Source organism: Nostocoides sp. HKS02 (assembly GCF_009707485.1).
Taxonomy (GTDB): Bacteria; Actinomycetota; Actinomycetes; order Actinomycetales; family Dermatophilaceae; genus Pedococcus.
This window is the reverse complement of the sequence record NZ_CP046121.1, coordinates 1429839-1455859: the sequence shown is the minus strand read 5'-3', so window position 1 is coordinate 1455859 and position 26021 is coordinate 1429839. Positions and strand designations below refer to the sequence as shown.

Annotated in this window: 22 protein-coding genes, 1 pseudogene and 1 riboswitch; of the genes and pseudogenes, 11 read left to right on the top strand and 12 right to left on the bottom strand. The window is 71.6% G+C overall.

Annotated elements, in window-relative coordinates; all coding sequences use genetic code 11:
- Positions 1-14 precede the first annotated feature (14 nt).
- From GKE56_RS17300 to GKE56_RS06925, 3 genes and pseudogenes are all read right to left on the bottom strand, one after another.
- Positions 15-758 carry an MFS transporter gene (locus GKE56_RS17300; RefSeq protein WP_230209249.1) on the bottom strand — a complete coding sequence of 248 codons (744 nt, stop codon included), beginning with the start codon at positions 756-758 and terminating at the stop codon, positions 15-17.
- 208 nt (positions 759-966) lie between these two features.
- A pseudogene (locus GKE56_RS17295) lies at positions 967-1419 on the bottom strand (MFS transporter); the annotation flags it as partial.
- A gap of 229 nt (positions 1420-1648) precedes the next feature.
- Positions 1649-2278 (bottom strand): TetR-like C-terminal domain-containing protein, encoded by a 630-nt coding sequence (locus GKE56_RS06925; RefSeq protein ID WP_230209248.1) that lies wholly within the window; start codon positions 2276-2278, stop codon positions 1649-1651.
- Positions 2279-2445: 167 nt separating this feature from the next.
- On the opposite strand from GKE56_RS06925, the gene GKE56_RS06920 reads away from it, so the two are divergent.
- Entirely contained in the window at positions 2446-3378 is a 933-nt protein-coding gene (locus GKE56_RS06920; protein ID WP_154683914.1) for a PAC2 family protein, read from the top strand.
- 52 nt (positions 3379-3430) lie between these two features.
- Here the strand turns inward: GKE56_RS06920 and GKE56_RS06915 are convergent, their stop codons facing one another.
- Genes GKE56_RS06915 through GKE56_RS06900 form a run of 4 tightly spaced genes read right to left on the bottom strand, consistent with a single transcriptional unit; the run spans position 3431 to position 7392 of the window.
- A complete protein-coding gene (locus tag GKE56_RS06915) occupies positions 3431-4231 on the bottom strand; it encodes a DUF1206 domain-containing protein (protein WP_154683913.1) in 801 nt (266 codons plus the stop codon).
- A 22-nt stretch (positions 4232-4253) separates the two neighbouring features.
- On the bottom strand, positions 4254-5936 hold the full coding sequence (locus GKE56_RS06910; RefSeq protein ID WP_154683912.1) for a DNA polymerase: 1683 nt from the start codon (positions 5934-5936) through the stop codon (positions 4254-4256).
- A 59-nt stretch (positions 5937-5995) separates the two neighbouring features.
- Positions 5996-6499: a SufE family protein gene (locus GKE56_RS06905; protein ID WP_154683911.1), complete on the bottom strand. Its 504-nt coding sequence runs from the start codon at positions 6497-6499 to the stop codon at positions 5996-5998.
- Complete coding sequence (locus GKE56_RS06900) at positions 6496-7392, bottom strand: sulfurtransferase (protein WP_154683910.1); 897 nt, start codon at positions 7390-7392, stop codon at positions 6496-6498. Before GKE56_RS06900 ends, GKE56_RS06905 begins: the two co-directional genes overlap by 4 nt.
- A gap of 80 nt (positions 7393-7472) precedes the next feature.
- Between GKE56_RS06900 and GKE56_RS06895 the strand changes: the two genes are divergently transcribed.
- From GKE56_RS06895 to GKE56_RS06870, 6 genes are all read left to right on the top strand, one after another.
- A complete protein-coding gene (locus GKE56_RS06895; RefSeq protein ID WP_154683909.1) occupies positions 7473-8207 on the top strand; it encodes an EcsC family protein in 735 nt (244 codons plus the stop codon).
- Between the two features lie 96 nt (positions 8208-8303).
- Complete coding sequence (locus GKE56_RS06890) at positions 8304-8681, top strand: YkvA family protein (protein ID WP_154683908.1); 378 nt, start codon at positions 8304-8306, stop codon at positions 8679-8681.
- A gap of 130 nt (positions 8682-8811) precedes the next feature.
- Positions 8812-9906, top strand: coding sequence for a DUF4192 domain-containing protein (locus tag GKE56_RS06885; protein ID WP_154683907.1), 1095 nt, complete (start codon positions 8812-8814; stop codon positions 9904-9906).
- Positions 9907-9936: 30 nt separating this feature from the next.
- Positions 9937-10056: riboswitch (SAM riboswitch) on the top strand.
- A gap of 17 nt (positions 10057-10073) precedes the next feature.
- Positions 10074-11210, top strand: a complete 1137-nt coding sequence (locus GKE56_RS06880) for a homoserine O-acetyltransferase (protein WP_154683906.1) — start codon at positions 10074-10076, stop codon at positions 11208-11210.
- A gap of 68 nt (positions 11211-11278) precedes the next feature.
- On the top strand, positions 11279-11680 hold the full coding sequence (locus tag GKE56_RS06875) for a universal stress protein (protein ID WP_154683905.1): 402 nt from the start codon (positions 11279-11281) through the stop codon (positions 11678-11680).
- Positions 11681-11894: 214 nt separating this feature from the next.
- The gene (locus GKE56_RS06870; RefSeq protein ID WP_154685672.1) at positions 11895-13595 is read left to right on the top strand and encodes an RNA polymerase sigma factor; all 1701 of its coding nucleotides are present in this window, start codon (positions 11895-11897) and stop codon (positions 13593-13595) included.
- An 82-nt stretch (positions 13596-13677) separates the two neighbouring features.
- On the opposite strand, the gene GKE56_RS06865 is transcribed toward GKE56_RS06870, so the two are convergent.
- From GKE56_RS06865 to GKE56_RS06845, 5 genes are all read right to left on the bottom strand, one after another.
- Positions 13678-15201: a hypothetical protein gene (locus tag GKE56_RS06865; RefSeq protein WP_154683904.1), complete on the bottom strand. Its 1524-nt coding sequence runs from the start codon at positions 15199-15201 to the stop codon at positions 13678-13680.
- Between the two features lie 122 nt (positions 15202-15323).
- The gene (locus GKE56_RS06860; RefSeq protein ID WP_154683903.1) at positions 15324-16238 is read right to left on the bottom strand and encodes a polysaccharide deacetylase family protein; all 915 of its coding nucleotides are present in this window, start codon (positions 16236-16238) and stop codon (positions 15324-15326) included.
- 109 nt (positions 16239-16347) lie between these two features.
- Positions 16348-18723, bottom strand: coding sequence for a DUF3488 and transglutaminase-like domain-containing protein (locus tag GKE56_RS06855; RefSeq protein ID WP_154683902.1), 2376 nt, complete (start codon positions 18721-18723; stop codon positions 16348-16350).
- Positions 18720-19994: a DUF58 domain-containing protein gene (locus GKE56_RS06850; RefSeq protein ID WP_154683901.1), complete on the bottom strand. Its 1275-nt coding sequence runs from the start codon at positions 19992-19994 to the stop codon at positions 18720-18722. The genes GKE56_RS06855 and GKE56_RS06850 overlap by 4 nt, the downstream gene beginning before the upstream one ends.
- A gap of 8 nt (positions 19995-20002) precedes the next feature.
- On the bottom strand, positions 20003-20983 hold the full coding sequence (locus GKE56_RS06845) for an AAA family ATPase (RefSeq protein WP_230209296.1): 981 nt from the start codon (positions 20981-20983) through the stop codon (positions 20003-20005).
- Between the two features lie 545 nt (positions 20984-21528).
- On the opposite strand from GKE56_RS06845, the gene mraZ reads away from it, so the two are divergent.
- From mraZ to GKE56_RS06825, 4 genes are all read left to right on the top strand, one after another.
- Positions 21529-21960: a division/cell wall cluster transcriptional repressor MraZ gene (gene mraZ / locus GKE56_RS06840; RefSeq protein ID WP_154683900.1), complete on the top strand. Its 432-nt coding sequence runs from the start codon at positions 21529-21531 to the stop codon at positions 21958-21960.
- Between the two features lie 200 nt (positions 21961-22160).
- Positions 22161-23150, top strand: coding sequence for a 16S rRNA (cytosine(1402)-N(4))-methyltransferase RsmH (gene rsmH / locus GKE56_RS06835; RefSeq protein WP_154683899.1), 990 nt, complete (start codon positions 22161-22163; stop codon positions 23148-23150).
- Positions 23147-23863 carry a hypothetical protein gene (locus GKE56_RS06830; protein WP_154683898.1) on the top strand — a complete coding sequence of 239 codons (717 nt, stop codon included), beginning with the start codon at positions 23147-23149 and terminating at the stop codon, positions 23861-23863. Before rsmH ends, GKE56_RS06830 begins: the two co-directional genes overlap by 4 nt.
- A gap of 369 nt (positions 23864-24232) precedes the next feature.
- The gene (locus GKE56_RS06825) at positions 24233-26020 is read left to right on the top strand and encodes a penicillin-binding protein 2 (protein ID WP_230209247.1); all 1788 of its coding nucleotides are present in this window, start codon (positions 24233-24235) and stop codon (positions 26018-26020) included.
- The last annotated feature ends 1 nt before the right edge of the window (position 26021 follow it).

Below are 26021 nucleotides of genomic sequence, written 5' to 3'. Positions count from 1 at the left end.
GGGGTGAGGCAGGGTCAGGCCAGGTGCACGTTCTCGTGGCCGTCGGTCGAGAGGGCCTCGTGCTTGACCGTGAGGAACAGGAACGTGATCAGCGAGCCGACCAGGATCATGCCTGCACCCACGAGGTAGGCGTGCGCCGAGCCGAAGGTCTGGGCCTGCAAGGCGATCTGGTGCTTGGCGCCCGGCAGCTGGGCAGGGGTGAGCCCGCCAGCAGCGACCTTGGCCTGGAGGGCTGCTCCGAGCTCGGCGCCGCGGTCCTTGGCCGCGTTGGCGAACACGGTGCTCAGTGTCGCCAGACCGAGGGCGCCGCCGACCTGCTGCATGGTGTTGAGCACGGCCGAGGCCACGCCCGAGTCCTCCTGCGCCACGCCGGCCACGGCGGTCAGCGTCATCGGGACGAAGGTCAGTCCCATGCCGAAGGCGAGGGTGACGACCCAACGGAGCAGCCCGGTGGCGTACGAGCTGTCGACGGTGAGTCGTGAGAAGCCGAACATGCCGACCGCCGCGAGGAAGGCGCCCGTGCCGGAGATCCAGCGCGGGTCGACGCGGGAGATGAGTGTCGACGCGATCTGGGCGGCGACGACGATGCCGACGCTGAAGGGGAGGAAGGCGAAGCCGGACTTCAGCGGCGAGTACCCCAGCACCTGCTGGATGTAGAAGCCGAGGAAGTAGAACATCGCGAACATCGCTGCGCCCACGATGAGCATGACGACGAACGAGGTGCCACGGGTGCGGTCGGCCAGGATGCGAATCGGCATGAGCGCGTGGGGAGAGCGGGCCTCCACCACGAGGGAAGGCGGCGAGCATGAGGACGCCGGCGGTCAGGGTCGTCACCGTGGTCGCGGACGTCCACGAGTGGCTCGCGGCGTTCGTGAGGCCGTAGACGAGGGAGACCAGGCCCGCCGACCCGAGGATGGCGCCGGGCACGTCGACGCGCCCCTGCCCGCGCTCGGACTCCTTGAGGAACCGGGGTGCCAGCACGGCGACGAGGATGCCGATCGGCACGTTGATGAACATCGTCCAGCGCCAGTTCACCTCGGTGAGGGCGCCTCCGAGGATCAGGCCCACGGCGGCGCCGGCGCCGGACATGGCGGCATACACGCCCATGGCGCGGTTGCGTGCGGGGCCGGCGGGGAAGGTCGTGGTGATCAGCGCGAGCGCGGTGGGGGAGGCCAGGGCCGCGCCGATCCCCTGCAGGGCGCGCGCCCCGAGCAGCATCCCCTCGCTCTGGGCCAGACCGCCGAGCAACGAGGCCCCGGCGAAGAGCAGGACACCGGTGAGGAAGACCTTGCGCCGACCGAAGAGGTCACCGAGTCGGCCTCCGAGCAGGAGCAGTCCGCCGAAGGCCAGCGTGTATGCCGTGACGACCCAGGAGAGGTTCTCCTGCGTGAAGCCCAGGTCGGTCATGATGTGCGGCATCGCGATGTTCACGATGGTGCCGTCCAGGACGACCATGAGCTGCGCCGCGCTGATGATGGTGAGGGCGATGCCCAGGCGCTGGGGGCGACCGCTCAGGGCGGGCGGCGCAGCTGGGGTCGAGACAGGCTCGACCACGGTGGGTGAAGACATGAGGGAGTCCTTCGCGGGTGCGGTGGCAGGTGAGAGTGACGTGCTGAGGTGCTGCTGCTGAGGTGCTGGTGGATCGGGATCAGCCGCGCGGCACCGTTGCGGCGCAGGCTGGGAGGACGACGCTGTCCACGAGGGTGACGAGGCGTTCTCGAGAGGGGTGGGAACCGGTCAACATCGCCTCGTGGATGCTGATGGCTGGCAGGAGGCTCCCCAGGAGCTGCAGGTCGGCATCGGGGCCGATCTCGCCGCGACGTTGGGCCGCCTCGAAGACGCGCCGAGAGATCGCCATCTTCGGGCCGATCAGTCGGTTCGTGATCGCGTTATGCAGTTCCGGGTCCCGGTGCAACGCGTTGAGGAGCGAGGCGAAGACCCCGATCAGGCGGTCATCGGACAGGCCCCCCTTGGCGCAGGCTTGGGCGATGAGGTCGCCCCGCAGGGACCCGGTGTCCGGGTACCGGTCGGCCTCGACGCCGAGCATGAGCTGCAGGGCGTCAACCACGAGGTCGACCTTGCCGGGCCAGCGGCGGTAGAGCGTCGCCTTGGAGGCCTTGGCGCTCGCCGCGACCGCGTCGAAGGTCAGGCGGTCGTACCCGAGCTCGACGAGCGACCCCAGTGCAGCCTCGAGGATCTCGCGTTCGCGCTCGCCCTCGACCCGGGGCCGGGTGCGTGCCGGCTCCACGGTGGGTGCCGGGGTTCGAGCGGGGGTCACGACATTCTCCTTGGATGGAACGAAACAGTTTCGTTTCATCGAACGATAGACGCATCGCGCCCCCATCGCAAACCCGAGGTGGAATCCCGTGACAGTCTTGGACGTTGCATCGGAGGAATGGCCGCAAGCCACGTCCTGACCACCGCTTTCCGACCGCTGGAGTCATCGTGCAGAACCCCGCTGAGCTCTACCACTTCGAGACCGACACCGACCCGCAAGAGCTGCGGGCGACGGTGATGCTCGTCGCCCTCGGCGGGTTCATGGACGCCGGGCACACGCAGCGGATCCTCACCGAGCACCTGCTGGCCACCGGGGAGTCGACCGTGGTCGCGTCGTTCGATGCCGACCAGCTGATCGACTACCGCAGCCGGCGCCCCCTCATGGTCTTCGACACCAACCGCTGGACCAGCTACGAGGACCCGTGCCTGGCGCTGCACCGGCTCGTCGACCGCGACGGTACCCCGTACTTCCTGCTGGCCGGTCCGGAACCCGACTTCCAGTGGGAGCGCATGTCCGAGGCGGTGCGCCAGCTCGTGAGCCTGCTCGGGGTCAACCTCGTGGTGAGCGCCCACGGCATCCCGATGGCGGTGCCGCACACGCGGCCTCTGGGCCTGACCGCGCACGCGACCGACCCCCGGCTGATCCCGGTGCAGGACAACCCGTTCGGTCGGGTCGAGGTGCCGGGCAGCCTGTCGTCACTACTCGAGCTGCGGCTCGGCGAGAGCGGTCACGACGCACTCGGGTTCGCGATCCACGTGCCGCACTACCTCGCTCAGGCCGAGTTCGCCGACGGGGCAGTGAGCGCGCTCAACGCGATCACTGCGGCCACCGGTCTCAACCTGCCCATCGACGACCTCGTGGCCCAGGCGGGACTCAACCGTGCCGAGATCGCTCGCGAGATCGAGGGCTCGGAGGAGGTCTCGCAGGTCATCGCCGCGCTCGAGCGCCAGTACGACACGTTCATCGAGGGTCGTCAGAAGCCGAGCCTGCTCGCCACCGACGTGAGCGAGCTGCCGTCGGCAGACGAGATCGGCGCTGAGTTCGAGCAGTTCCTGCGCGAGGTCAACGACGACGGCCAGTCCGGCGGCCCGACGAGCTGACCGCGCGTCGACCTCCCCGAGGTCCTGTCAGGCCGCGCCTCCAGACTCGGCGTCAGACCTTGGCGTGCTTGGCGCGGGCGAAGCTGTACAGCCCGTAGGCGGCGAAGCCCAGCGCCATCGCCGTGAGCAGCACGGGCCCGAACGGCTGGTTGCGCAACGAGCGCAACGCCCCGTCGAGGCCGGTGGCCTGCGCGGCTTGCTGGTGCAGGCCCGCGCCGGCGAAGAGGACGCCGACGATGACCAACGCGGCGCCTTTGGCGATGTAGCCGACGCGGCCGGCCCGGGTCGACCAGAGGCCCGGGTGGTCTTCCAGGTCCTGGAGGAACTTGCGCTTCCAGCCCTTGTGCACGTGGTAGATCCCGACGGCGATGATGGCCAGCCCGATGAGCACCACGAGAATGCGGCCGCCGGGCTCCTGGAGCAGCTTGGCGGTGAAGTCCACCGTCTGGGTCTTGCTGTTGGTCTGCTTGCCCCGGGCGAAGCTGAACGCGGACCAGGCGAGGGCGAGGTACACGACCGCCTTGCCGCCGGACTTGAGTCGGTGCGCCCAGAGGTCCTTGTCGGTGCCGGCTCGGGCCACGAGGGCGTCGGCCACCTGCCACAGCGCGAGGCCGAGGAACCCGACCACACCCACCCACAGCAGAAGCTTGCCCAGGCCGTTCTGCGCGAGCGAGCTCAGTGCCCCGCTCTGGTCGGCGTTCTTGCCACTGCTGCCGAACGCGACCTGCAGGGCGATCCACCCGATGAGCAGGTGGAGCAGGCCGCTCACGGCATAGCCCACGCGCGCGGCCGCCTCGAGCGCTGGGTGGTCTGAGGCCCGCGAGGCGGCTCGGGTGACGTCATGAGTGTTCACGTGCTCACCTAACCACGCGCGGTCAGTCCTTGGCGTCGGACCAGCGCTCGACGACGGACGCGTCGGCGACGAACCGCACCTGGGTGCTGCCGGTCCACCGGCGCGCGCTGTCGTCGAGCGCCACCATGAGGCGGCGGCGCACCTCGTGGGCGTGCTCGGCCGGCACGTGCACGAGCAGCTCGTCGTGCAGGCACAGCACGATCTGGGCGCCGAGGTCGCGCGTCGTGGCCCGCACCGTGGCGGCCCAGGCCTTGAACAGCTCGGCTGCCGAACCCTGGATCACCGCGTTGCGGGCGAACCGCCCGCGGGCCGCGTCGTATGCCGCGGTGCCCTCGACGGGCACGTCGGCCAGGATCGCGTCGAGGGGGATGAGCCGCCCACCGAAGGTGCGCAGGGGCTCGCGCCGCAGGCCCGCGGCATACGCCCGGTCGAGGTAGGCCATGGCGACGGGGTAGGCGCGCTCGAGCCCCTTGAGCGCCTCGCCCGCGGCACCGCTGCGCTGGCCGTACATCGCCGCCAGCACCGCGACCTTGGCGACGGAGCGCTCGACGCCGAGCCGACTCGCGACCGGGGCGTAGAGGTCGTCGGCCCGGGTGGCCGCCGCAAAGGTCTCGTCGCCCGACACCGCGGCCAGGACCCGTGGCTCGATCTGGCCGAGGTCGGCCCGCACGAAGAGGTGGCCCGGGTGGGCGGCCACCGCGGGGCGCAGCCCGGTGGGCAGGTTGTGCAGGCCGTTCTGCGCGGTCATCCGCCCGGCTGCGCCGTCGCAGGCGGTCCAGCCGCCGCGCAGCCGGTCGTCGGGGCCGACGTGGGCGTCGAGCCAGGGATAGCCGTACGTGGTCGCGATCCGCTCGGCCTTGCGCCACTCCAGCAATGCCTTCACGAGCGGGTGGGTGTCGCGGAAGGGCTCGAGCACCCACTTGCGGGTGTTGGGGACGACCACTCCGACCGAGGCCAGGAGATCCTTGACCTGCAACGGGTTTCGCAGGTCCGTGTGCTCGTGGCCGGGTGCGTGCCTGAGCACGAGGGCATCGCGCTGGGCGCGGGTCTCGCGGGCCTGCGCCTCGGTGTCGGGGCGAGGTCCGGCCCACTCGCCGATGAGCCTGGTGGCCACGGCGCGGTCGATGGGCAGACCGTCGCGGGTCAGCTCGACACAGAGGTACGCCGCCGCGGACTCGGAGTGGGCGGCGCCGACGCTGCGTGGGCTGACCTCGGCGAGGAGGGCCGACTGGCGTGCGGCGCAGTCGAGCGCCGCTTGGCCCCAGGCGACCAGTGAGGTGTCGTCGGGGCGCCACTGCGCGGCCCCGGCGTCGGGCCGCAGGTAGCCGTCGGACCGCACCACGGCGGTGTCCTGGGGTTCCATGGAGGAGAAGTCGAACAGGTCGCCGCGAGCCGGCACCGGGAGCCGGGTGCGGTCGAGCCCGTGGGCGGTCGCCCAGGCGGACTGGGGCGTCGCGTCCCAGCCACCGACGAGGAGCCGATGCGCCTCGGCGATGTCCCAGCACCGCGAGATCGGCAGCCTCGCCGCCACGAGCGGTGCCGCATCGACGGTGGCCGCCCACCACGCCCACCGCACCGGCCCCGCGCCGTCGAGCTCGGCGGCTCGGGCGGCGATCGCCTCGGCCGGACCGATGGCAGTGACGTCGGCACCCACGATCGCAGCGCGACCGTCGGGCGCGGTCACGAACGCGAGATCGGCAGCCATGGCCGGGCCATCCTGTCACCCACCCCCGACGGACCCTCGCGACGCCGTCGTGGCGCGGGTCAGATGTGGGCCTTGAGGGCCGTCTGCCGCTTGATCCGACTGAGCATCCCGACCATGCCCCGCAGCCGCAGGGGAGAGACGGCCTCCGCGAGTGAGAAGCGGTACGGCGCGTCATCGGGGACGGCGAGCACCTCGTCGACGGTGAGGCCGTCGAGCCCCTCCTTGAGGATGCCGGCGAACCCTCGGGTCGTCGGTGCCTCCGGCGGGGCCGAGAAGTACACGTGCACCTGGCGCGAGCCGGCGGCGGAGGGCCTTCCACCGTCCGCCGCGTCGTCCGCCACCTCGTCCGTCACGTCGTCCGCCACCTCGACGACGAGGAACAGCGGTGACTGGCACTCGTGCACCTGCTCCATCGACTCCAGCGAGCCGGCATACCGCTCGGGGAGGTCGGGGAGCCCCTCACTGAACTCCAGGAGCAGCTCGAGCCGTTGGGGCGCAGCGAGATCGGCGAAGTCGTCGGCGATCTCCTGGAGCGCCGGGGGGAGCGGGATCGGCGTGCTCACTTCTCCACCGGCACGCGCACGGCGTTGCCCCACTCCGTCCAGGACCCGTCGTAGTTGCGGACGTTCTCGAAGCCCAGCAGGTGGGTGAGGACGAACCAGGTGTGGGAGGAGCGCTCGCCGATGCGGCAGTACGCCACCGTCGCTTCGGCGGGGTCGAGCCCCTGCTCCTCCTGGTAGATCGCCTCGAGGTCGGCGCGCGACTTGAAGGTGCCGTCCTCGTTGGCGGCGCGCGCCCACGGCACCGATTTGGCGCCGGGGATGTGCCCACCACGCATCGCGCCCTCCTGCGGGTAGTCGGGCATGTGGAGCAGCTCACCGGAGAACTCTCCGGGCGACCGCACATCGACCAGGGGGCCGCCGAGATGGGCCAGGACGTCGTCCTTGAACGCCCGGATCGGCGCGTCGTCGCGCTCCACGACCGGGTATGCCGCGCCGCTCGCGGTGCCCAGCGCAGGCATGTCCTTGGTGAGCTCGCGACCCTCGGCGATCCACTTGGCGCGCCCGCCGTCGAGCAGCCGGACGTCCTCGTGGCCGAAGAGCGTCATGACCCAGAGGGCGTAGGCGGCCCACCAGTTGTTCTTGTCGCCGTAGATGACCACGGTGGTGTCACGGTCGATGCCACGCTCGGACATGACCTTGGCGAACTGCTCGCCGTCGACGTAGTCGCGCACGACCGGGTCGTTGAGGTCCTGGTGCCAGTCGAGCTTGAGCGCGCCAGGGATATGGCCGGTGTCGTAGAGCAGGACGTCCTCGTCGGACTCGAGCACGACGATCCGGTCGGCGGAGCTGGAGCCGACGGTGCCGGCGGCAAGCTGCTCGGCGAGCCAGTCGGTGCTGACCAGGCGCTCGGGGTGGGCGTACGCGGCGAAGGTGGACTCAGCATTCTCGGGCATGACCCAAGGCTAAACCTGCTGGTCAGAACCGCTCGTGGCAGGATGGCCCGACACCACCCCGACACTACCTAGGAGGGTCCGTGGGCTTTCTCGGACTGGGCAAGGACGACACCGACCAGGCCGCCGCGCAGGCCACCCCCGGCGGGTCGGCACTCGAGCGCGCCCGCGCGGACCAGGCCGACTCAGGTCTGTTCTCGGGGACGGTGACGGGGCTGGTCGAGAACCTCCTCGACGTCGGGATCGACGGCAAGGGCCCGTTCGACTCCGCCCAGAAGGTCGCCGACGTGAAGCGGGCCGAGAAGCCGGACGCCGAGGAGGCCGTCGACGCGGTGATCCGCACCCACCTGCGGCTCGCAGCCGCTGGTGGCTTCGTGACCGGGCTCGGCGGGTTCATCACGCTGCCGGTCGCCCTGCCCGTCAACGTGCTGGAGTTCTACGTCGTGGCGACCCGGATGGTCGCCGCTGTCGCCACACTGCGCGGCTACGACATCAAGCGGCCGGAGATCAGGTCGGCCGTACTCCTCACGCTGGTGGGAGCCGACGCCGACGACCTGCTCAAGAAGGCGGGTGTCATGGCGACCGGCAGGCTGTCCAACCTGGCGGCCCAGCGCCTGCCCGGTCCGGCGCTGATGGTGGTCAACAAGGCCGTGGGCTTCCGGTTGCTCGCGACCGCCGGCAAGAAGACGCTGACCCGGTTCGGCAAGGGCGTTCCGGTGATCGGTGGCGTGCTCGGGGCCGGACTGGACGGCTACCTGCTCAAGCGGATCGCCGACCACGCTCGTCACGAGTTCCCGCCGAAGGTCGCCGGCTTGTAACGGGGTGGGCGACCTTCGGGAATCACGGAGGCGACGGCGTCGTTGGAACCGTGTTCGGGCCACCCCACGGCGCCCGTGACAGCAAGGAGCAGGACCATGCCCCACCGTCGTTCCACCACCCGTCTGGGTGCCGTGCGCACCCTCGCCGCCGCCGTGCGTGCGGCCACCCGCCCGGGTTCGCCGTCCGTGGCGGACCGGGTCACCAGCCTCCCGCGCTTGGTCCGGGCCACGTTCAGCGGTGAGTATGCCGGCACCTCCCGCCGACGCCTCCTGCTCCTGCTGGGCGCCGTCGCCTACGTCATCTCGCCCGTGGACCTCATCCCCGAGGCGTTCCTGCCGCTCGTCGGCCTGGCCGACGACGCGGTGGTGCTGTCCTGGATCGCGGCGAGCGTGATCACCGAGACCGAGGCCTTCCTCGGCTGGGAGCGCGCATCCTCGGTCGCCCAGACGGTGCCAGGAGAGGTGGTCCGGTGACGGTGACGCCCCCTCGTCATTCGCGGGGCTGACGACCCCCGCGTCCACACCCGGTTCGACAGCTCCCGGTCGTCCACGGCTCAGCGGGCCGCGGCTCGTCCACCGGGGCGTGCCGGTCGAGGGTGGGCGGATGACAGCGATCCGGCTCCGCGGTCCGGGCGACGTGCTCGCCTCCATTCCCTACCAGCTCGGGTACCACCCGAGCGACAGTGTCGTGGTGCTCGGCCTGCACGACGGGGCGGTCGAGCTGGTGGAGCGGCTCGACCTGCCCGAGCCCGCTGGGGTGGTCGATGCGGCAGCAGCCCTCGTCGGCCCGCTCGTGCGTGAGCGGATCGAGGCCGTCCTGCTCGCGGGGTTCGAGTCGAGCGCGGAGCTGGCCGCCCCCATGCTCGATGCCCTGGTCGGCCCGTTGTGCGAGGCCGAGATCGCGGTGCTCGAGCGCCTGGTGGTCCGGGACGGCCGATGGTTCAGCCTCGACTGCACCCAAGGCTGTTGCCCACCCGAGGGTCAGCCCCTGCCCGAGCCTGCCAGCACCCCGGCGGTGGCCGACTTCGTCGGTCAGGGGGTGTCGCCGCTGCCGGACCGGGCGCAGGTTGCGGCAACGGTCCGCGCCGATCCGGCGGTCAGTGACCTCGTGGCCATCGAGCTGGCCAAGGACGAAGCGCCGGGCCGCCCGGCCGCCGCGCGCCGGATGGCGTGGCTCTCCCTGTGGGCAGTGGTCTGTCGGAGCGACCCCGACCGCTTCCTTCCCGAGGAGCTGTCCGCTCCCGACGTGGCCGAGCTCGTCCACAGCCTGCGGGACATCGAGCTGCGCGATGCCCTGATCGCCTGGCTGTGCCCCGGCTCGCTGCCCCTCGAGGCGCTGCCCGACGACCTGGTCGACGCGGTGGGCTCAGCGCTCTCGCCGCGGTCCCCGGCGAGCTCGGGGACCTTGGCCGCTGCGGCCGCCCGGGTGCTGCGTGGTCGACTCGAGTGGCTCGCCCGGGCGGTGCCCGACCCCGATGCGGCGCCCGTGTTGACCATGCTCGCCACCGTCGCCTGGCACCTCGGCGACGGCACGGTCGCGCGGGTGGCGCTCGACCGTGCGCTCGAGCACGCCCCTGACTACCGGCTGGCCCAGCTGATCGCGCGGTTGATCGACCTCGGCATCCGCCCAGGGGTGGCCGCGCGGTCGACGGCGACTCGGCGCGGCGTCACCGTCCAGTCTCCGGACGCCGCGAGATGACGACGGGGCTGGCTCGTATGATGCAGGTCAGGTCATGAGTTCCAGCGTCAAGCCCCGGCTCGCTGGGCGGCAACCCTCCTCGCGGTGGGGTGCCCCGGGTGATGACCGGGCCGAGCTGGGCACCGTGGATCCAGTCGGCAAGCGCGAAGGCCCCAGGAGTTCCGGACATGACCACCACCTCCCGTCCACCGACGACGTCGCACGCCTGGCGTGACGGCGACCCCGCGGGCAACCGGCAGTTCGTCGAGCTCGGTGCAGTGGAGCTCGAGCGCGGCGGGGTCCTGCCCGGGGTCCGGGTGGCGTACGAGAGCTGGGGGCAGCTCAATGCCGCTGGTGACAACGCGATTCTGGTCGAGCACGCGCTCACCGGTGACAGCCACGTGGTCGGCGAGGCCGGGCCCGGGCATCCGACCCCAGGGTGGTGGGACGGCCTGATCGGGCCCGGTCGACCGCTCGACACGACGCGGTTCTTCGTGGTTGCCGCCAACGTCCTCGGCGGGTGTCAGGGGACCACTGGCCCCGCCTCCGCGGCGCCCGACGGCGTGCCCTGGGGGAGCCGGTTCCCGTTCGTCACGGTGCGCGACCAGGTGCAGACCGAAGCGCTCCTGGCGGACGCCCTCGGCATCGCGCGTTGGCGCCTGGTGCTCGGCGGCTCGATGGGTGGCATGCGCGTCCTCGAGTGGGCGGTGACCCATCCCGAGCGGGTGGCGACGGCCATCGTGCTCGCCAGCACGGCATACGCCACCGCCGAGCAGATCGCCTGGTGCCAGGCCCAGCTGTTGGCGATCCGCTCCGACGCGCAGTTCCGTGGGGGCGACTACTACGACGCGCCGGCCGGGCCGGAGGCTGGTTTGGGCATCGCCCGACGCATCGCGCACATCACCTACCGCAGCGAGCTGGAGCTGCACGAGCGGTTCGGTCGCGCGCCGCAGGGCATCGAGGACCCCCTCGGCGGGCACGGTCGGTATGCCGTCGAGTCCTACCTCGATCACCACGCCGGCAAGCTGGGCGGCCGGTTCGACGCGAACTCCTACGTGGTCCTCACCGAGGCGATGAACTCGCACGACGTGGCCCGCGGGCGCGGCGGGATCGCGAGCGCGTTGGCCAAGGTCACCGCCGAGCTCGTGGTCGTGGCCGTCGACTCCGACCGGCTCTATCCGCCGCGGCTGTCCGACGAGATCGTGGCGGCCGTTCCCGGGGCGCAGCTGCACACCGTGCACTCCGTCTACGGGCACGACGGCTTCCTGATCGAGCTGGAGCAGGTCGGCGCGATCGTCGCCGGAGTGCTCGGCACACCTGCCTGACCTCGGCTTTTCCGGTAGCGTCAGGCTCGCGGCCGCCGCCGCACCGGTCGACGAACAAGGAGGTTCCCGTGGCCATCGTTGTGGGCTATGTCCCGACGAAGGAAGGGCGAGCTGCTCTGCGCCGTGCGGCAGACGAGGCGCTGCTGCGCAAGTCCAAGCTCATCGTCATCAACTCCCAGCGCGGGGGACGCGAGTTCGACGGTGACGAGGCGAACCGGTTCGAGGCCGAGCTGTCCCGGATCCAGAGCGAGCTCGACGAAGAGGGCCTCGAGCACGAGGTCCGTCAGCTGGTGCGCGGCAACGAGCCCGCCGAGGACCTCATCGCGGTCGCCGAGGAGGAGAACGCCGACTTCATCGTCATCGGGCTTCGTCGTCGTACCCCGGTCGGCAAGCTGATTCTCGGCAGCAACGCCCAGCGCATCCTGTTGGACGCCTCCTGCCCCGTCCTGGCTGTCAAGGCGGAGGGCTGAGTACCACGGCTCCGCACTCTGCATGGCCCCATCACCGCTGGCCTGCGGGGCTCATCGGCACGGGACCGGCGTCGAAACGGCAGCCGATGCGGGTTCTCGGGGCATCTCGTTTTACAATGTCTGTCACGAGGTCCCAAAGGGCGCCTCGCCCCACTGCCCTCGTGAATACTTCCGCCCCCGCTGGTGTTGTCATAGGCATCCCCTCCGCATGCCCATGACGGCATGTGCTGTGCCGCGAGTCCGCGACGAAAGGTCATCCGTGTCGCCCGTGTCAAAGAAGGCTGCGAGCCCCCAGGGGGCGGCCTCATCGTCGCTCCCGCAGGAGTTCAGCCACCCCGCCCTGCAGAAGCTGCTGAAGCAAGGCCGGACCAATGGTTCGGTCGACAGTGCCTCATTGAGGTCTGCGCTCGAGGGTGCCGAGGTCGCGCCCAAGCGGATGAAGGCAGTCCTGCGCTCGCTCGACGAGCAGGGCATCACGGTCACCCTCGACGCGGTCACGGCCACCCGCGCGGTCGCCGCCACGGCGACCCGCAAGACCGCGACCGCCTCGGCCAAGAAGGCTGCGCCGAAGACGGCGACCAAGGCCGCCGCCAAGCCTGCGGCCAAGGCGACGAGCGCAGCGGCAGCCAAGACCGCCACGGCCAGCCCGTCGGCGACGAAGACGGCCACGAAGACCGTCGCAAAGAAGGCCGCGACCACCAAGACCGCGGCCAGTGCCGCGGCTGGCGCGTCCGGTGGGGCCCCCGCCAAAAAGGCGACTGCCAAGGCCACCACCAAGAAGGCCGCCGCCTCCAGCGATGGCGCCAGCGCCGCCACCCCGGCTGAGGACGAGGCGGTCGAGACCGAGCCGGCTGACGTGGTCGAGGCCGAGCTCGAAGAGGTCGACGTCGAGAGCAGCGAGGCCGAGGACAAGAAGCCCGACGAGGACGAGGACGAGGGCTCCGGCTTCGTTCTGCGCGATGACGACGAGGAGGACGCCCCGGTCCAGCAGGTCGTCACCGCGGGCGCCACCGCCGACCCGGTCAAGGACTACCTCAAGCAGATCGGCAAGGTCGCCCTCCTCAATGCCGAGCAGGAGGTCGAGCTCGCCAAGCGGATCGAGGCCGGCCTGTTCGCCGAGGAGCGTCTCAACTCCGGCGACAAGATCGACATGAAGCTCAAGCGCGAGCTCTGGTGGATCGCCCAGGACGGCAAGAAGGCCAAGAACCACCTGCTCGAGGCCAACCTGCGCCTCGTCGTGTCACTGGCCAAGCGCTACACCGGTCGCGGCATGCTCTTCCTCGACCTCATCCAGGAGGGCAACCTCGGCCTGATCCGGGCGGTCGAGAAGTTCGACTACACCAAGGGCTACAAGTTCTCGACGTATGCCACGTGGTGGATCCGTCAGGCGATCACCCGGGCCATGGCCGACCAGGCCCGCACGATCCGCATCCCGGTGCACATGGTCGAGGTCATCAACAAGCTGGCCCGTGTGCAGCGCCAGATGCTCCAGGACCTTGGGCGCGAGCCCACCCCGGAGGAGCTCGCCAAGGAGCTCGACATGACCCCGGAGAAGGTCGTCGAGGTCCAGAAGTACGGTCGCGAGCCGATCTCCCTGCACACCCCGCTCGGCGAGGACGGCGACAGCGAGTTCGGCGACCTCATCGAGGACTCCGAGGCGGTCGTGCCGGCCGATGCCGTGAGCTTCACGCTCCTGCAGGAGCAGCTGCACTCCGTGCTCGACACGCTTTCCGAGCGAGAGGCCGGCGTCGTGTCCATGCGCTTCGGGCTCACCGACGGTCAGCCGAAGACGCTCGACGAGATCGGCAAGGTCTACGGCGTGACCCGCGAGCGGATCCGCCAGATCGAGTCCAAGACGATGAGCAAGCTGCGCCACCCGTCCCGCTCTCAGGTGCTGCGCGACTACCTCGACTGAGGTACCTCGTCCGAGGTACCTCGTCTGAGCTGATGTACCTCGTGCTGATGTACCTCGTCTGAGCGTCCTGGACTGCGGTCGCTCAGGCGCGGGACCTGGCCGTCCTCACCTGAGCGGTCGCGGCCTTGCCAGCCGCCTTGGCCTTGGCGGCCTTGGCCTTGGCCTTGGCGGCGGCGGCCTTCTGAGCGTGGGCACGAGCAGCCGCCAGGGTCTTCGCGGCGGGCTGAGCGGTCTTGGACCGGCCCTTGGCCAGCCCAGTGGTGTGCTTGAGATGTCGCTTTCCGGACGCGTGGGCGGTGCCGGTGCCGGCAACCACGCCGGATGGGGTGACGGTGCCCGGGCTCGGCGGCTTCGGGATCGAGGTCGGCGAACTGCCGCCGAGTGCGCTCGGCGTGGTCACTGGTGACCCCGACGGCGAGACGGTCAGCACGGCCGGCGCCACCACGAGCTGCGTCGAGGTTCCGAAGCCGATCGTCGCGGCGGAGACGACGACACCGTCACCACTGGGGGATGCGCTCACGGGCGTCGCGAGCCCGACCTGACCCTGCGAGCCCTGCTGGCCCGGCTGCCCCGACTGCCCCGACTGCCCCGACTGCCCGGTAGACGGTGGGGGCGTGGTCAGGGGGGTCGTTCCGGGACCGCCGGCAGATGGGGAGGGCACCCCGCCGGGGCGAATCGGGCCATGCGAGGCCACGACGGCGCCGTTGCCCCCGTCGCCGAAGAGGCCGTGGATGGCCGCGGGGATGACGCCGATCATGGCCGCGGCTGCCGCGACACCGCCCACGCCAAGGGTCCAGACAGCCGCGCCGACACCGACCCGAGCCCATCGGGGAGACATCGCGGCGATGGCACCTCCGGCCGGCACCACCGCGGCAGCCTGCGTAGGGGAGTGCCAGGTGAGCAGGTTGACGACCGTGGCCGTGCCCGCCGACGCGGCAGTGGCCAGCTCGGGGGCGGGATCGGCGACGGCCGATAGTGGCGACTGGGACTGTGCTGCGAACAGCGGCAAAATCGCGGGCAGGTCGTCCACCTCGGCGCTGCTGCCGCGTGCCTGCATCGCCGCGACGAGGCTCTCGAGCGGCATGGCGAGCCGGTCCTCGCCGGCTCGCACGAGCGCGAGCACGTCGGTCGGCTCGTGACCGGTGATCCGGGCGATCGAGTCCTTTCCGAGCCCGGCGGTCAAACCCATCGCGAGCACCTCGGCCACGGCCGGCTCACACGTCCGCAGAACGGCCACCGCAGCGTCGACCGGGTCATCGACCGGGTCGACGGCCGGGTCGTCGGCCGCGTCCGACCCGGGAGAGGTCGCGGTACGAGCAGCGCCGACGCTGCCCAGCGCTGGCGTGGCGTCGGCGCCCACGGCCGCCGACGCGAGCGCGCTCTGTCGCGCCGTGCTGACCGCGAGCTCGAGCCAGTCGTCGTCATCGTCGGCGACACAAACCGCCATGCGGTCGAGCAGCGTGGGCCAGGTCGAGCGGGCCAACGCGGCCGGATCGGCGTCGGAGACCACGCGCAGGTAGCGCACCAGGACCGGGTTGGTCAGGGCGTACAGGCAGGCGAAGCACTCCTCATCGCCACCTTGGGCGCCGAGGAGGAGTGTGGTCATTTCGCCCGGCACATCCCCTATTGTCACGCGGCGAGCGTACCTCTGCCTCCTCTGTTCGGGGGATGGTCCGAGGATTTGGGGGCCTGGTCATCGGCCCCCAACAGCGGGCTCGGCAGTCGGGGTCATGCCGTGAGGTACTCGCTGAGGGTGACGGTCCGCAGGCCGCGCTCGAGCAGGCGCGGCAGTCCGAGGGCATATCCCGGCCCCGTCTGGTGGGTCGGCCGGTTCAGGTGGCTGATGACGATCTCCCCACCCCTCGCCCTGTGCAGCGCCGTCGCCACCTGTGGCGCGGTGAATGTCGCGCCTCCGTCGCCGTTGACCGTGAAGCTGACCACCCGTTCGCCCAGCTCGCCCGCGATCCGGACGGCGACGTCATCGCAGCACGCGGTGCCCGAACGGAAGAACCGCGGTGGGTGGCCGAGCAGGCCGGTGAGGATCTCGTGGTTGCCGGCGACCTCGTCGTAGGCCTCCGCCACTGACCGGGTGCCCTTCTCGCCGTAGGCGGACCGCCCGGTCACCGACAGGGGCCGATGTCGGGTGCCGTGGTTGCCGATCTCGAAGAGGGGGTCGTGGGCCAGCTCATCCGCCACCGCGGGGTTCGCCGCGATCCACCGCGCGTTCAGGAAGAGCGTCGCCCGAGCCTCGTACCGGCGCAGCAGGCCGATGAGAGCCCGGTCGTAGCCGCAGCCCGCACTTCGCGGGGTGGGGCCGCCGCAGGCGTCGAAGGTCAGGGCCACGACCGGGTCCGAGGTCCCCAGGGACGTGATGGTGCCCGCCGCATCGGGTCCCCAGCTCGTCGGGACCATTCGGTCGTACGTGTGGATCACCTCGGCCCGCGTCAGTCCGGCCGTCGCGCGGGCTGTCAAAGGGGCCGTCAAGGGGGCACCCGATGCCATCCGCACCGGGCCGGCGTCGGTCGGGGCGGCCGCCGCGGTGACGCCGACGGGGTGAGGCGATGGTGCGGCGCAGGACGACACGAGCCCGGCCGTGACAGCGGCCCCCCACGTGAGCACGGAACGCCGGGTGACCTCGGACATGCAGTGAGTCTGCGGCCCCACGGGCCCCTTCGTGGTGGCCGCGCGGGGCAACGGCGCTCAGGAGTCCTTCAGGTTTCGACCGGGCCCCAAGCGACCGGGCCCGACGCGATCAGCGGCGGCTGTCGCTGCGCCAGCTGCTCAGGCGCTCCCACGGCATACGGATCACCCTGGCGAAGCGGTCCCGACGCTCCTGCCACTCGGTGAGGCCGTCGGTGGGCCACAGAGCCGCCCGCAACCGGTCCTTGCGGCGACGCACCCCCGACACCGCCTTCATCACCTCGTGGGTGTCGGCGCGGATGTCCGTGATCGTGGTGCCGGGCGGGGCGTACCGGGAGCGCTCGACGCCGTCGACGACGCGCTGCAGCGCCTGGGACTCCGCACCCTCGAGGTAGGCCTCGTGCCGGTAGTAGCGGCCGACCTGGCGCGGCGTGCTTCCCCGGGGCGGGACCACGCCGAGGTCGCCGATCCGCTCGACCATCGCCTGCCACTCGACCTCGACCCGGCTGGCTTCGTCGGTGGCGTGCCGGAGCCGGCGCCGGAGCCGGCTGCGCGCCGCGAGGGGTACCGCCAGCGCCCCGAGCAGGCCGACCAGGAGGGCGATGAGCAGCCCCGCCACTCCCGTTCCTGCCCACGGTCCGAGCCATCCGGCGAGTCCGCTCGCGCTGCTGCCGGTCGTGCTGTCCACGGTGCCCAGCTCGCCGCGGTTGCTCGGCCCCGTCGGCTTCGCGGTCGACCCGCCGCCGGCGGTCGCGGTGGACGACGGCGTCGGCGCGCCGGGGAGGGTCGGGGGCAGGGAGTAAGCCGGGGCGACGGTGCTCTGGCTGCTCGCCGGCGTCGGCTCGAACCGGAGCCAGCCCACACCCTCGAAGTAGAGCTCCGGCCACGCGTGCGCATCCGAGGCCCGGACGGTGTAGGTGCCCTGGCTGAGGGCGCCCGGCAGGAAGCCGATCGCCATGCGGGCTGGGATCCCGCTCTCGCGGGCCATCATCACCATGGCTGTGGCGAACTGCACGCAGTAGCCGACCTTGGTCTGCAGGAACAGCGAGATGGGGTCGGGGTGCTCGACCTGACCCTTGGCGTTGCGGAACGACTGCGGCAGCTTGAGGGAGTAGGCGAAGCCGCCATCGGTGCGCAGGTACCTCTGGATCGCCCGGGCCGCGTCGATGCGGGACGCCGACGCAGGGACGAGCTGGTCGACCAGGCGGCCCACCAGACGCTCGGAGGCGGGGTCGACCGCGAGGTCGCTCCCGGCTCGGGACTGCGGTGCGATCCGGGGCTGGTCGAGCGTGGCCTCGGACGGGTGCAGGGACAGGTAGCTGAAGGAGTAGGACGTCGCCGAGCGGGCCACCTCCACGACCGAGGTGGTGCGGTCCACGCCCCAGGCGACCCCATCGAGATCGGCGGCGACCAGCGGGGTCGGTGCCGCGACCTGCGGTGCCTCGATGCGGGAGTCCTCGACCGCGATGCGATAGGTCTCGCGGGGCACCGCCGGGTCGAGCTCGGGCGGCGGCGTCACGGTGGTGCGGCTGTCGAACCGGACTCGGGCGCGTTCGGGTGTCCAGGTGCCGTTGGCGTAGGTGGACAGGACACCCACGCGCAGCGGCGCCGTCGAGGCGGCATTCGAGGTGTACGACAGCACCGGCGCCTTCGACGGGTCGGCCAGGCTCTTGGCGAGGTCGAGCGTGGACGTCAGCCCGATCCGGCCGTCACTGAAACCCGTGGCATTCACCGACCGGCCGAGTCCGTCGATGAGGTAACGCGTGGGGAAGTGCGGGATGACCACTGGCAGTACGACGGCGGTGAGCAGGCCGGCCACGGCAAGGGTGCGGCCGACCGCGGCATACCCGTAGGTGCCGTCGGTGTCGTCGGAACGGCGACGGCCGGCCGTGCTGAGGGGCACCGTCGTGCTCCACCGGCGCAGTGACGCGACACCCTGTCTACCGAGCAGGAGCAGCCACACGCCGCCCGCCGCGAGAAAGTAGATGGGGTGGAGCGACTCGCCGCTGTTCGAGGCGGAGATGAGGAACGCCGTGAGCAGGGGGAGGCCTGCCATGGCGGGGGAGCGACGCATCACCGCGAGGTGGTCGACGAGGATGCCGGCGAGCCCGATGGCGAGCCCGACCCCGAGGATGATGCCTCGCGTCGTCGGCGCCGGGGCGGCAAAGTTCTGGATGGTCTCGCGCGCGTCGACGAGCAGGTTGTTGAACGCGAACACCAGGTCCATGGTGGGCAGCCCGTGCCACAGGTGACCGCGGCCGTGCATCCAGCTCGTCGCGAGCACGACGCCCACCGCCTGGGCCAGCGCCACGACCACGGCACTCCCGGTGACCAGTCGGGCCAGCATGCCGACCACGGCGACGACCGCGATGACGGCGATCGTCGGACGGATCCACGTCGACGGGGTGAACAGCGTGGTCAGCGGCCAGGCGACGACGGCAGTCGCGGCCGCCGCGAGGAGTGACTCGGGGACGCGGGCCCTGCTCACCGTGCACCCACCTCGAGGCCTGCCCTGCTGCCGCTGCCGGACAGGGCGGTCCAGACCGTGGCGAAGTCGTCGTGCGACCCCACGACGGTCACGCCCCACCCCGCGCCCCTCAGGACCGGCACGCAGGCGAGCTCGTCGGTATGCCGCGCGACCCGGCGGCGCGCCACGCTGAACCCGTCGGGGTCGAGGACCACGGCGAGCGCGGTGCCTCCGGGCTGGCGCAGCGACGCGACGCGGCGGGCCAGCTCCTCGTCGAGCTCGGTGACCAACGCCAGCACGAGGCCGCCCGAGGACGTCACCGGGTGGGCGGCCTGCAGGACGTCGGCGAACTGGTCGTCCGAGCCGGTCTCGGCCATGGCGAGGACGTCGAGCAGGGGGTCGAGCTCCATCGCCGTGGCGGCCCGGCTGTCGTCGGCGGTGTCGTCGCTCACGAGGTGCACGGCATACCCCTGCTCGAGCAGGTGCGCCGCCACGGACGCGCACGCGGTCACGGCCCACTCGAAGGAGCCGGAGCTGCCGGTGCCGTGGTGACCGCGGGCCCGGGAGTCCAGGACGATCGCGGCCCGGCGCCGTGCCGGGCGGTCCTCCTGGCGCACCATGAGCGCACCCGTCTTGGCGGTCGCCGGCCAGTGGATGCGCCGCAGGTCGTCACCATCGCGGTACGCCCGGATCGAGACGTCGTCCTCACCGTGCAGGGCGACCATGTGCGGGACGGCGCCCTCGGCTCCGACCCCGCTGCCCGGCGGACGGGCGCCGCCGAGCGGCAGGATGCGGGGCAGCACGAGTACGTCGCTGGTGCCCGAGATCGCCGCGACCCGGGTACTGAGGCCGAACGGGTCCCGCAGGCGCACGCCCAGCGGCCCGAGCCGGTGCCGGCCCCGCACGTGCGATCGCACGGTGTAGTGCACCTCCTGCCGGTCGCCGCGGCGCAGGCGGGGCACCACAAACCGAGGACGGTCGCCCAGGGCGTAGTCGAGCTGCTCCTCGGCCATGAGCAGGGGGCTTGCGGCCCCGCCGGCGTTCTCGATGCCCACGGTGACGACACAGGGTTCGTCGACCTGGACGCGCCCCGGGACGGCTGTGCGCTCCAGGGAGAAGCGCAGGTCGTGGCGGCGCATGAGCACTCCGCTGAGCAGGGGCAGGGCGACCAGGAGCACACCGATCCGGACGAGGTCGGTGAACCCCAGCCCGACCCCGCACAGCACCAGCGTGATGCCCGCGGCGACGAACGCCCGGCCGCGGGTGGTGAGGAGGTCGCGAAGCCTGCGCACGGTGCCCCTCAGCGGCGGCCGGAGGCCGGGACCGGGACCCGTCTCAGGAGGTCCTGCAGCACCTCGCCCGTGCTGCGCCTCGCCAGCTGGGTCTCGCCGGTGGGGATCATGCGGTGGGCCAGGACCGGCAGGACGATCGCCTGGACATCGTCCGGCAGGACGTGGTCGCGTCCCTCGAGGGCGGCGTGGGCGCGGGCAGCCCTGAGCATGTGGAGCGTCGCCCGCGGCGAGGCGCCGAGGCGCAGGGCGGTGCTCGCGCGGGTGGCGCCGGACAGGTCGACGACGTACTGCTTGATCGCGTCGCTGGTGAACACTGACCGGACCGCCCGGACCATGGCCGTGACCGTGGCCGCGTCGGTCACGGGGGAGAGGGTCTCGAGCGGGGACACCTGTCCGTGCGAGTCGAGCATCGCGACCTCGGCCCGCGCGGAGGGGTATCCGAGGGAGATGCGCGCCATGAACCGGTCGCGCTGGGCCTCGGGCAGGGGGTAGGTGCCCTCCATCTCGATGGGGTTCTGCGTGGCCATGACGATGAACGGCTTGGGCAGGTCGTAGGTCTGGCCGTCGACGGTGACCTGACCCTCCTCCATGGACTCCAACAGGGCGGACTGGGTCTTGGGCGAGGCCCGGTTGATCTCGTCACCCACGACGACGTTGGCGAAGATCGCGCCCGGCCGGAACTCGAAGTCGCGCACGTCCTGGTTGAACACGCTCACACCGGTGATGTCGCTCGGCAGCAGGTCGGGCGTGAACTGCACGCGCCGCACCGAGCAGTCGATCGAGCGCGCCAAGGTCTTGGCGAGCATCGTCTTGCCGACCCCTGGGACGTCCTCGAGGAGCAGGTGGCCCTCGGCGAGCAGCACGGTGATGGCGGTGTGGACGACGTCGGGCTTGCCCTCGATGACGGAGTTCATGGCGCGCGCGAGCCGCCCGGCGACCTCGGTGACCTGTCCGAGCGACGCGGGGGAGCCGGCCGGCAGCGACAGCAGGCTGTCCGCCTTGGACGGGGGTGTGACGCTGGGCCGCGGCGACCGCCGGGGATCCTGACGGTGGTCAGGGGTGAACTGGTCGTTCGAGAACTGGTCGTTCGAGAACTGGTCCTTCGTGAACTGGTCGCTGCCGAGCTGTTCGCCGGCCTCTTCGCCATGCCTTTCGTGCACCGGTTGTCCTTCCTTCGGCCCCGCGCGCTCAACCCGGGTCCCCGGTCCGGGGTGGGTGGGTGATTGATCTTCCCCCACTTCGCACCACCAGAACAGAGGAATGGCCGGGGTCGTGACCTGCCCGGGGATCCGGCCGGTGGCACCCGGGGCCCCCGGCCCGCGCCGGAGGCCCCGGTGGCGCGGCGTGAAGGCCCTCGGCGCGACCCGGCGGCGCTCGCGCCCCACTTTCCACCACGGCCATGACCTGCGACGACGACCAGTCCGGGCGCAGATATCTGCCGAAAGTGGTGTCATCGGGGATGACGGTGGAGTAAAGTGGGGAAAACCAGAGGGCCGTGGGGTCCGCAGGCAGTCGCAGGGGAGGTGGGCAGCGCATGTTTCTCGGTACGCACAGCCCCCGCCTCGACGACAAGGGCCGCCTGTTCCTGCCCGCCAAGTTCCGGGAGCGGATGGCCGACGGCCTGGTCGTGACCCGCGGCCAGGAGCGGTGCCTCTACGTCTTCCCGATCGACGAGTTCCTCTCGGTGACCAAGCAGATGCAGGCCGCGCCGACGACGAGCAAGGCCGTGCGCGACTTCACCCGTGTGTTCCTCTCCGGCGCCTCCGACGAGGTTCCCGACAAGCAGGGCCGCGTCACCATCCCGGCGAACCTCCGGGCGTATGCCGGACTGACCCGTGAGTGCACCGTGATCGGCGCCGGCTCGCGGGTGGAGGTCTGGGACACCGACGCGTGGAACGCCTACCTCGAGTCCACCGAACAGGGCTTCGCCGACCAGTCCGAGGAGGTCATCCCCGGGCTCCTCTGACGCTGCCCCTGCCGCCAGGCCTCCAGCTGCTTCGCATCCCGAGACGACTTCCCCCGTCCCGGGCGGCATCCCTGGAGCGGATGGAGACCTGACCGCAGGAGCGAGTCCCAGAGCGACGGACGACCAGCACCACCCCGCACGACCAGCACCACCCCGCACGACCAGCACCACCCCGCACCACCGAGCAGCAGGAGAGCAGCATGAGCGCACGAGGAATGGCCGCCGAGCGGCACATTCCGGTGTTGCGCGACCGCATCGTCGAGCTCCTCGCGCCAGCGCTCGAGGCTCCGGGCGCGGTCTACGTCGACGGCACGCTGGGGATGGGCGGTCACGCCGAAGCCATTCTCGAGCGGTGCCCGCAGGCCCGGCTCGTGGGCATCGACCGCGACCACGAAGCGTTGGCGCTCGCCACCGAGCGCCTCGCGCCGTATGCCGCCCGCACCAGCTTCGTGCACGCCGTCTACGACGAGGTCCCGCAGGTCCTCGCGGGGCTGGGCCTGGACCGGATGGATGCCGGGCTGTTCGACCTCGGGGTCTCCTCCCTGCAGCTGGACGAGGCCGCTCGCGGCTTCTCCTACAGCCAGGACGCGCCGCTCGACATGCGCATGGACCAGAGTGCCGGGCTCACCGCCGCCGAGGTGCTCAACACCTACGAGGCGGCCGAGCTCGAGCGCGTGCTGCGCGAGTACGGCGAGGAGCGGTTCGCCCGCAAGATCGCCGGTGCCATCATCCGCGAGCGCGCCGATGCGCCGTTCACGACGTCGGCCCGGCTCGTGGACCTGCTCAAGCGCGTGGTTCCTGGGGCGTCACAGAAGAGCGGTGGCCACCCCGGCAAACGCACCTTCCAGGCGCTGCGCATCGAGGTCAACGCCGAGCTGTCGGTGTGGGCCCGGGCCCTGCCACGCGCGATCGACGTCCTCGCCGTGGGCGGACGGGTCGCCGTCCTCTCCTACCACTCCCTCGAGGACCGCATCACCAAGCGGGCCTTCGCCGAGGGATCCCACAGCCGCGCCCCCGAGGGGCTCCCGGTGGAGCTGCCCGAACACGCGGCATACCTCCGGCTGCTCACCCGGGGCGCCGAGGAGGCCAGCCCGCAGGAGCAGGCCACCAACCCCCGATCCGCCTCGGTGCGCCTGCGGGCCGCCGAGCGCACCCGACTCACGCCATCCACGAAGGGACCGCACCGATGAGCCAGCAGACTGCGACGGCGAGGGTCGCATCTCGGGCCCCCCAGAGGCGCCAGGCGGCGCCGCCCCAGCCGCTGCGCGTCGTGCCGGCCGCGATGGGTCAGCCGGGCAACGGCGTGTTCGCCGCGATCTGCATGGTGATGATGGTCGCCGGGCTCGTGTCGCTGCTCATGCTCAACACCGCGATGGCCGAGGGCTCGTTCACGCTCAACCGGCTGCAGAAGACCTCCGGCGAGCTGGCCGACACCCAGGACGCGCTCACCCAGGCGATCGACGCCCAGCGGAGCCCGGCGAACCTCGCCTCGCGGGCCCGCCGGCTCGGCATGGTGCCGGCCGACTCGGCCGCGTTCCTGCGGCTGTCGGACGGCAAGATCCTCGGCGTGGCGTCGCCGGCGAAGCAGGCGCCCGCCTTTACCGTGGTGACGGCTCCGCAAGCGACGGCGAAGACGCCGAGCACCCAGGTCCACACGCCCGGCGTCGCGGCGGGCGCAGCCCAGGGCCCGACGACGACCGTCACCACGAAGGGGGACGTGACGACGACGACGATGGTGGTCACCAAGCCTGACGGCTCCGTCGTCACGACCGTCACCAGTGTCAACGCCCGGACCAAGACGACCACCAGTACGACGACCACGCGGACGACCGCCACACGCACGGCTCCCGGACCCGGCAAGACCCCGGCGCCCAGCCACAGCACCGCCACCCCGGCACACTGACCGACCCGCACTGACCGACCGCCCCGCCCCAGACACGAGGTACCCGTGACGCAGACCCGAGGCCCACGCCCCGGTGCGCAGCCGCCGCGCGCCGCGGGCGCGTCAGTGAAGGGTCGCACCGGCGCCCCACGCACCCGCGCTGCCGCTCCACCGAAGGCAGCAGCCGGCGGGCCTCGTCGCCCCACCACCCCGCGCCCCACCACCCCGCGCCCCACCACCCCGGGGCCCACCCGCGGCACCAGCCCGGGTCGAGCGCCGCGGCCCCCTCACGGCGGCCCTGCGGGGCGACCGCCCGGATCACCGCCGCGCGGACCCCGGGGGCGGCAGGTCCGCCTCGACGGCGCCAACCCCCGTCGCCGGATGCGCACCATGACGATCGTGGTGCTGTTCGTCTTCAGCATCTTCGCCGCCCAGCTCCTTCGCCTGCAGGGTTTCGACGCCTCGGCGGTCTCGGCCGACGCCCTGTCCCAGCGGACCGCGACGGTCGCGCTGCCGGCCCTGCGCGGGGCGATCCTCGACCGCAAGGGCACCGTGCTGGCCTCGAGCATCGAGCGTCGCACCGTGACGGTCGACCAGACCGCGGTGCCGTCCTACATCGCGACGGTGAACGGGGTGCGCACCAAGGTCGGTGTCGCGGGCGCGGCCAAGGCCCTCGCGCCCCTGCTCGGCATCCCCGCCGACCAGCTCGTCAAGGAGCTCACCGGTCCGGCGAAGTACCGCGTCCTGCAGAAGAACGTCACCCCGCTGAACTGGCGCAAGATCAACGAGCTGGGCATCAACGGCATCTACTCCGAGGCCACCTCGGACCGCACCTATCCGACCTCGACCGCTGCTGCCTCGCTGGTCGGCTTCCTGCGCGCGGACGGCTCACCCGGTGGTGGGCTCGAGGTGCTGATGGACAACACCCTGCGAGGCAAGTCCGGCATGACGGTCTACGAGCAGTCCCAGGACGGCCGGCCGATTCCCAACGCGAGGTCCGAGACCGTGGCACCGGTACCCGGCCGCGACGTCCGCCTGACGATCGACTCGGACCTGCAGTGGTTCGCCCAGAACGCCGTGGCGCAGAAGGTCATCGAGACCGGCGCGCTGTCGGGCACGGTCGTCGTCGAGCAGGTCAAGACCGGGCAGCTGCTGGCGGTCGCGTCCTACCCGACGTTCGACCCCAACCAGCCGGGCCAGGCCAGCGACAACTGGACCAACAAGGCCTTCAGTGATGTCTACGAGCCGGGTTCGACGGGCAAGGTGATGACCGCCTCCGCAGCCATCGAGGAGGGCGTCATCACGCCGTCGACGGTGGTCGAGGTGCCCAACCAGATCTACCGCGCTGACAACCGTCGCTTCAAGGACAGCCACGACCACCCGACCGAGTACCTCACCTTCGCCGGGGTCCTGGCCCAGTCGAGCAACATCGGGACGATCCTCGCGGGCGAGAAGGTCAAGCCCGAGACGATGTACAGCTACTTCCGCAAGTTCGGCCTCGGCCAGACCTCGGGCATGAACTTCCCGGGCGAGGGCCAGGGGCTGCTCGCCAACGTCAAGGACTGGAACGGCTCGCAGCGCTACACGATGCTGTTCGGCCAGGGGCTGTCGGTCAACGCGCTCCAGGCCGCCGGCGTCTTCCAGACCATCGCCAACAACGGCGTCCGCATGCCTCCTCGGATCGTGGCGGCCACCGGCGACGGCCACGGGGGGTTCACCGCGGCGCCGGCGCCCGCTCCGGTCGACGTCGTCTCGGCGTCCACCGCCAAGCAGGTCCGCGACATGCTCGAGGGCGTGGTGAGCAAGGACGGGACCGCACCCGAGGCCAAGATCCCGGGCTACCGCGTGGCGGGCAAGACCGGCACCGCGGACCGCTACGACGCGAAGGTCGGTGGGTACTCGGGCAAGACGGCGAGCTTCATCGGCTTCGCCCCTGCCGACGACCCCCAGATCGTCGTCGCCGTGACGCTCCAGCGGCCGGTCAAGGGGTACTTCGGTGGGGTGGTCGCGGCGCCGGTCTTCCGGGATGTCATGACCTATGCGCTGCAGGAGCTGCAGATCCCGCCGACCGGCACGACCGCACCGGTGGTGAAGCTCAAGGCGGACTCCGTCCCCTCGCCGACCGACCCCACGGTGGTCCGTGACCGGCAGTCGGTCGCATCCCGTCCCGGCGGCTGAG

Excerpts from the sequence above, each read along its gene's own strand:
- GKE56_RS17300 (WP_230209249.1), bottom strand. The coding sequence starts at position 758 with ATGCCGATTCGCATCCTGGCCGACCGCACCCGTGGCACCTCGTTCGTC.
- GKE56_RS06910 (WP_154683912.1), bottom strand. The coding sequence starts at position 5,936 with ATGGCTGCCGATCTCGCGTTCGTGACCGCGCCCGACGGTCGCGCTGCG.
- GKE56_RS06900 (WP_154683910.1), bottom strand. The coding sequence starts at position 7,392 with ATGCCCGAGAATGCTGAGTCCACCTTCGCCGCGTACGCCCACCCCGAG.
- GKE56_RS06890 (WP_154683908.1), top strand. The coding sequence starts at position 8,304 with ATGCCCCACCGTCGTTCCACCACCCGTCTGGGTGCCGTGCGCACCCTC.
- GKE56_RS06885 (WP_154683907.1), top strand. The coding sequence starts at position 8,812 with ATGACAGCGATCCGGCTCCGCGGTCCGGGCGACGTGCTCGCCTCCATT.
- GKE56_RS06880 (WP_154683906.1), top strand. The coding sequence starts at position 10,074 with ATGACCACCACCTCCCGTCCACCGACGACGTCGCACGCCTGGCGTGAC.
- GKE56_RS06870 (WP_154685672.1), top strand. The coding sequence starts at position 11,895 with ATGACGGCATGTGCTGTGCCGCGAGTCCGCGACGAAAGGTCATCCGTG.
- GKE56_RS06865 (WP_154683904.1), bottom strand. The coding sequence starts at position 15,201 with ATGACCACACTCCTCCTCGGCGCCCAAGGTGGCGATGAGGAGTGCTTC.
- GKE56_RS06860 (WP_154683903.1), bottom strand. The coding sequence starts at position 16,238 with ATGTCCGAGGTCACCCGGCGTTCCGTGCTCACGTGGGGGGCCGCTGTC.
- mraZ (WP_154683900.1), top strand. The coding sequence starts at position 21,529 with ATGTTTCTCGGTACGCACAGCCCCCGCCTCGACGACAAGGGCCGCCTG.
- rsmH (WP_154683899.1), top strand. The coding sequence starts at position 22,161 with ATGAGCGCACGAGGAATGGCCGCCGAGCGGCACATTCCGGTGTTGCGC.
- GKE56_RS06830 (WP_154683898.1), top strand. The coding sequence starts at position 23,147 with ATGAGCCAGCAGACTGCGACGGCGAGGGTCGCATCTCGGGCCCCCCAG.
- GKE56_RS06825 (WP_230209247.1), top strand. The coding sequence starts at position 24,233 with ATGACGATCGTGGTGCTGTTCGTCTTCAGCATCTTCGCCGCCCAGCTC.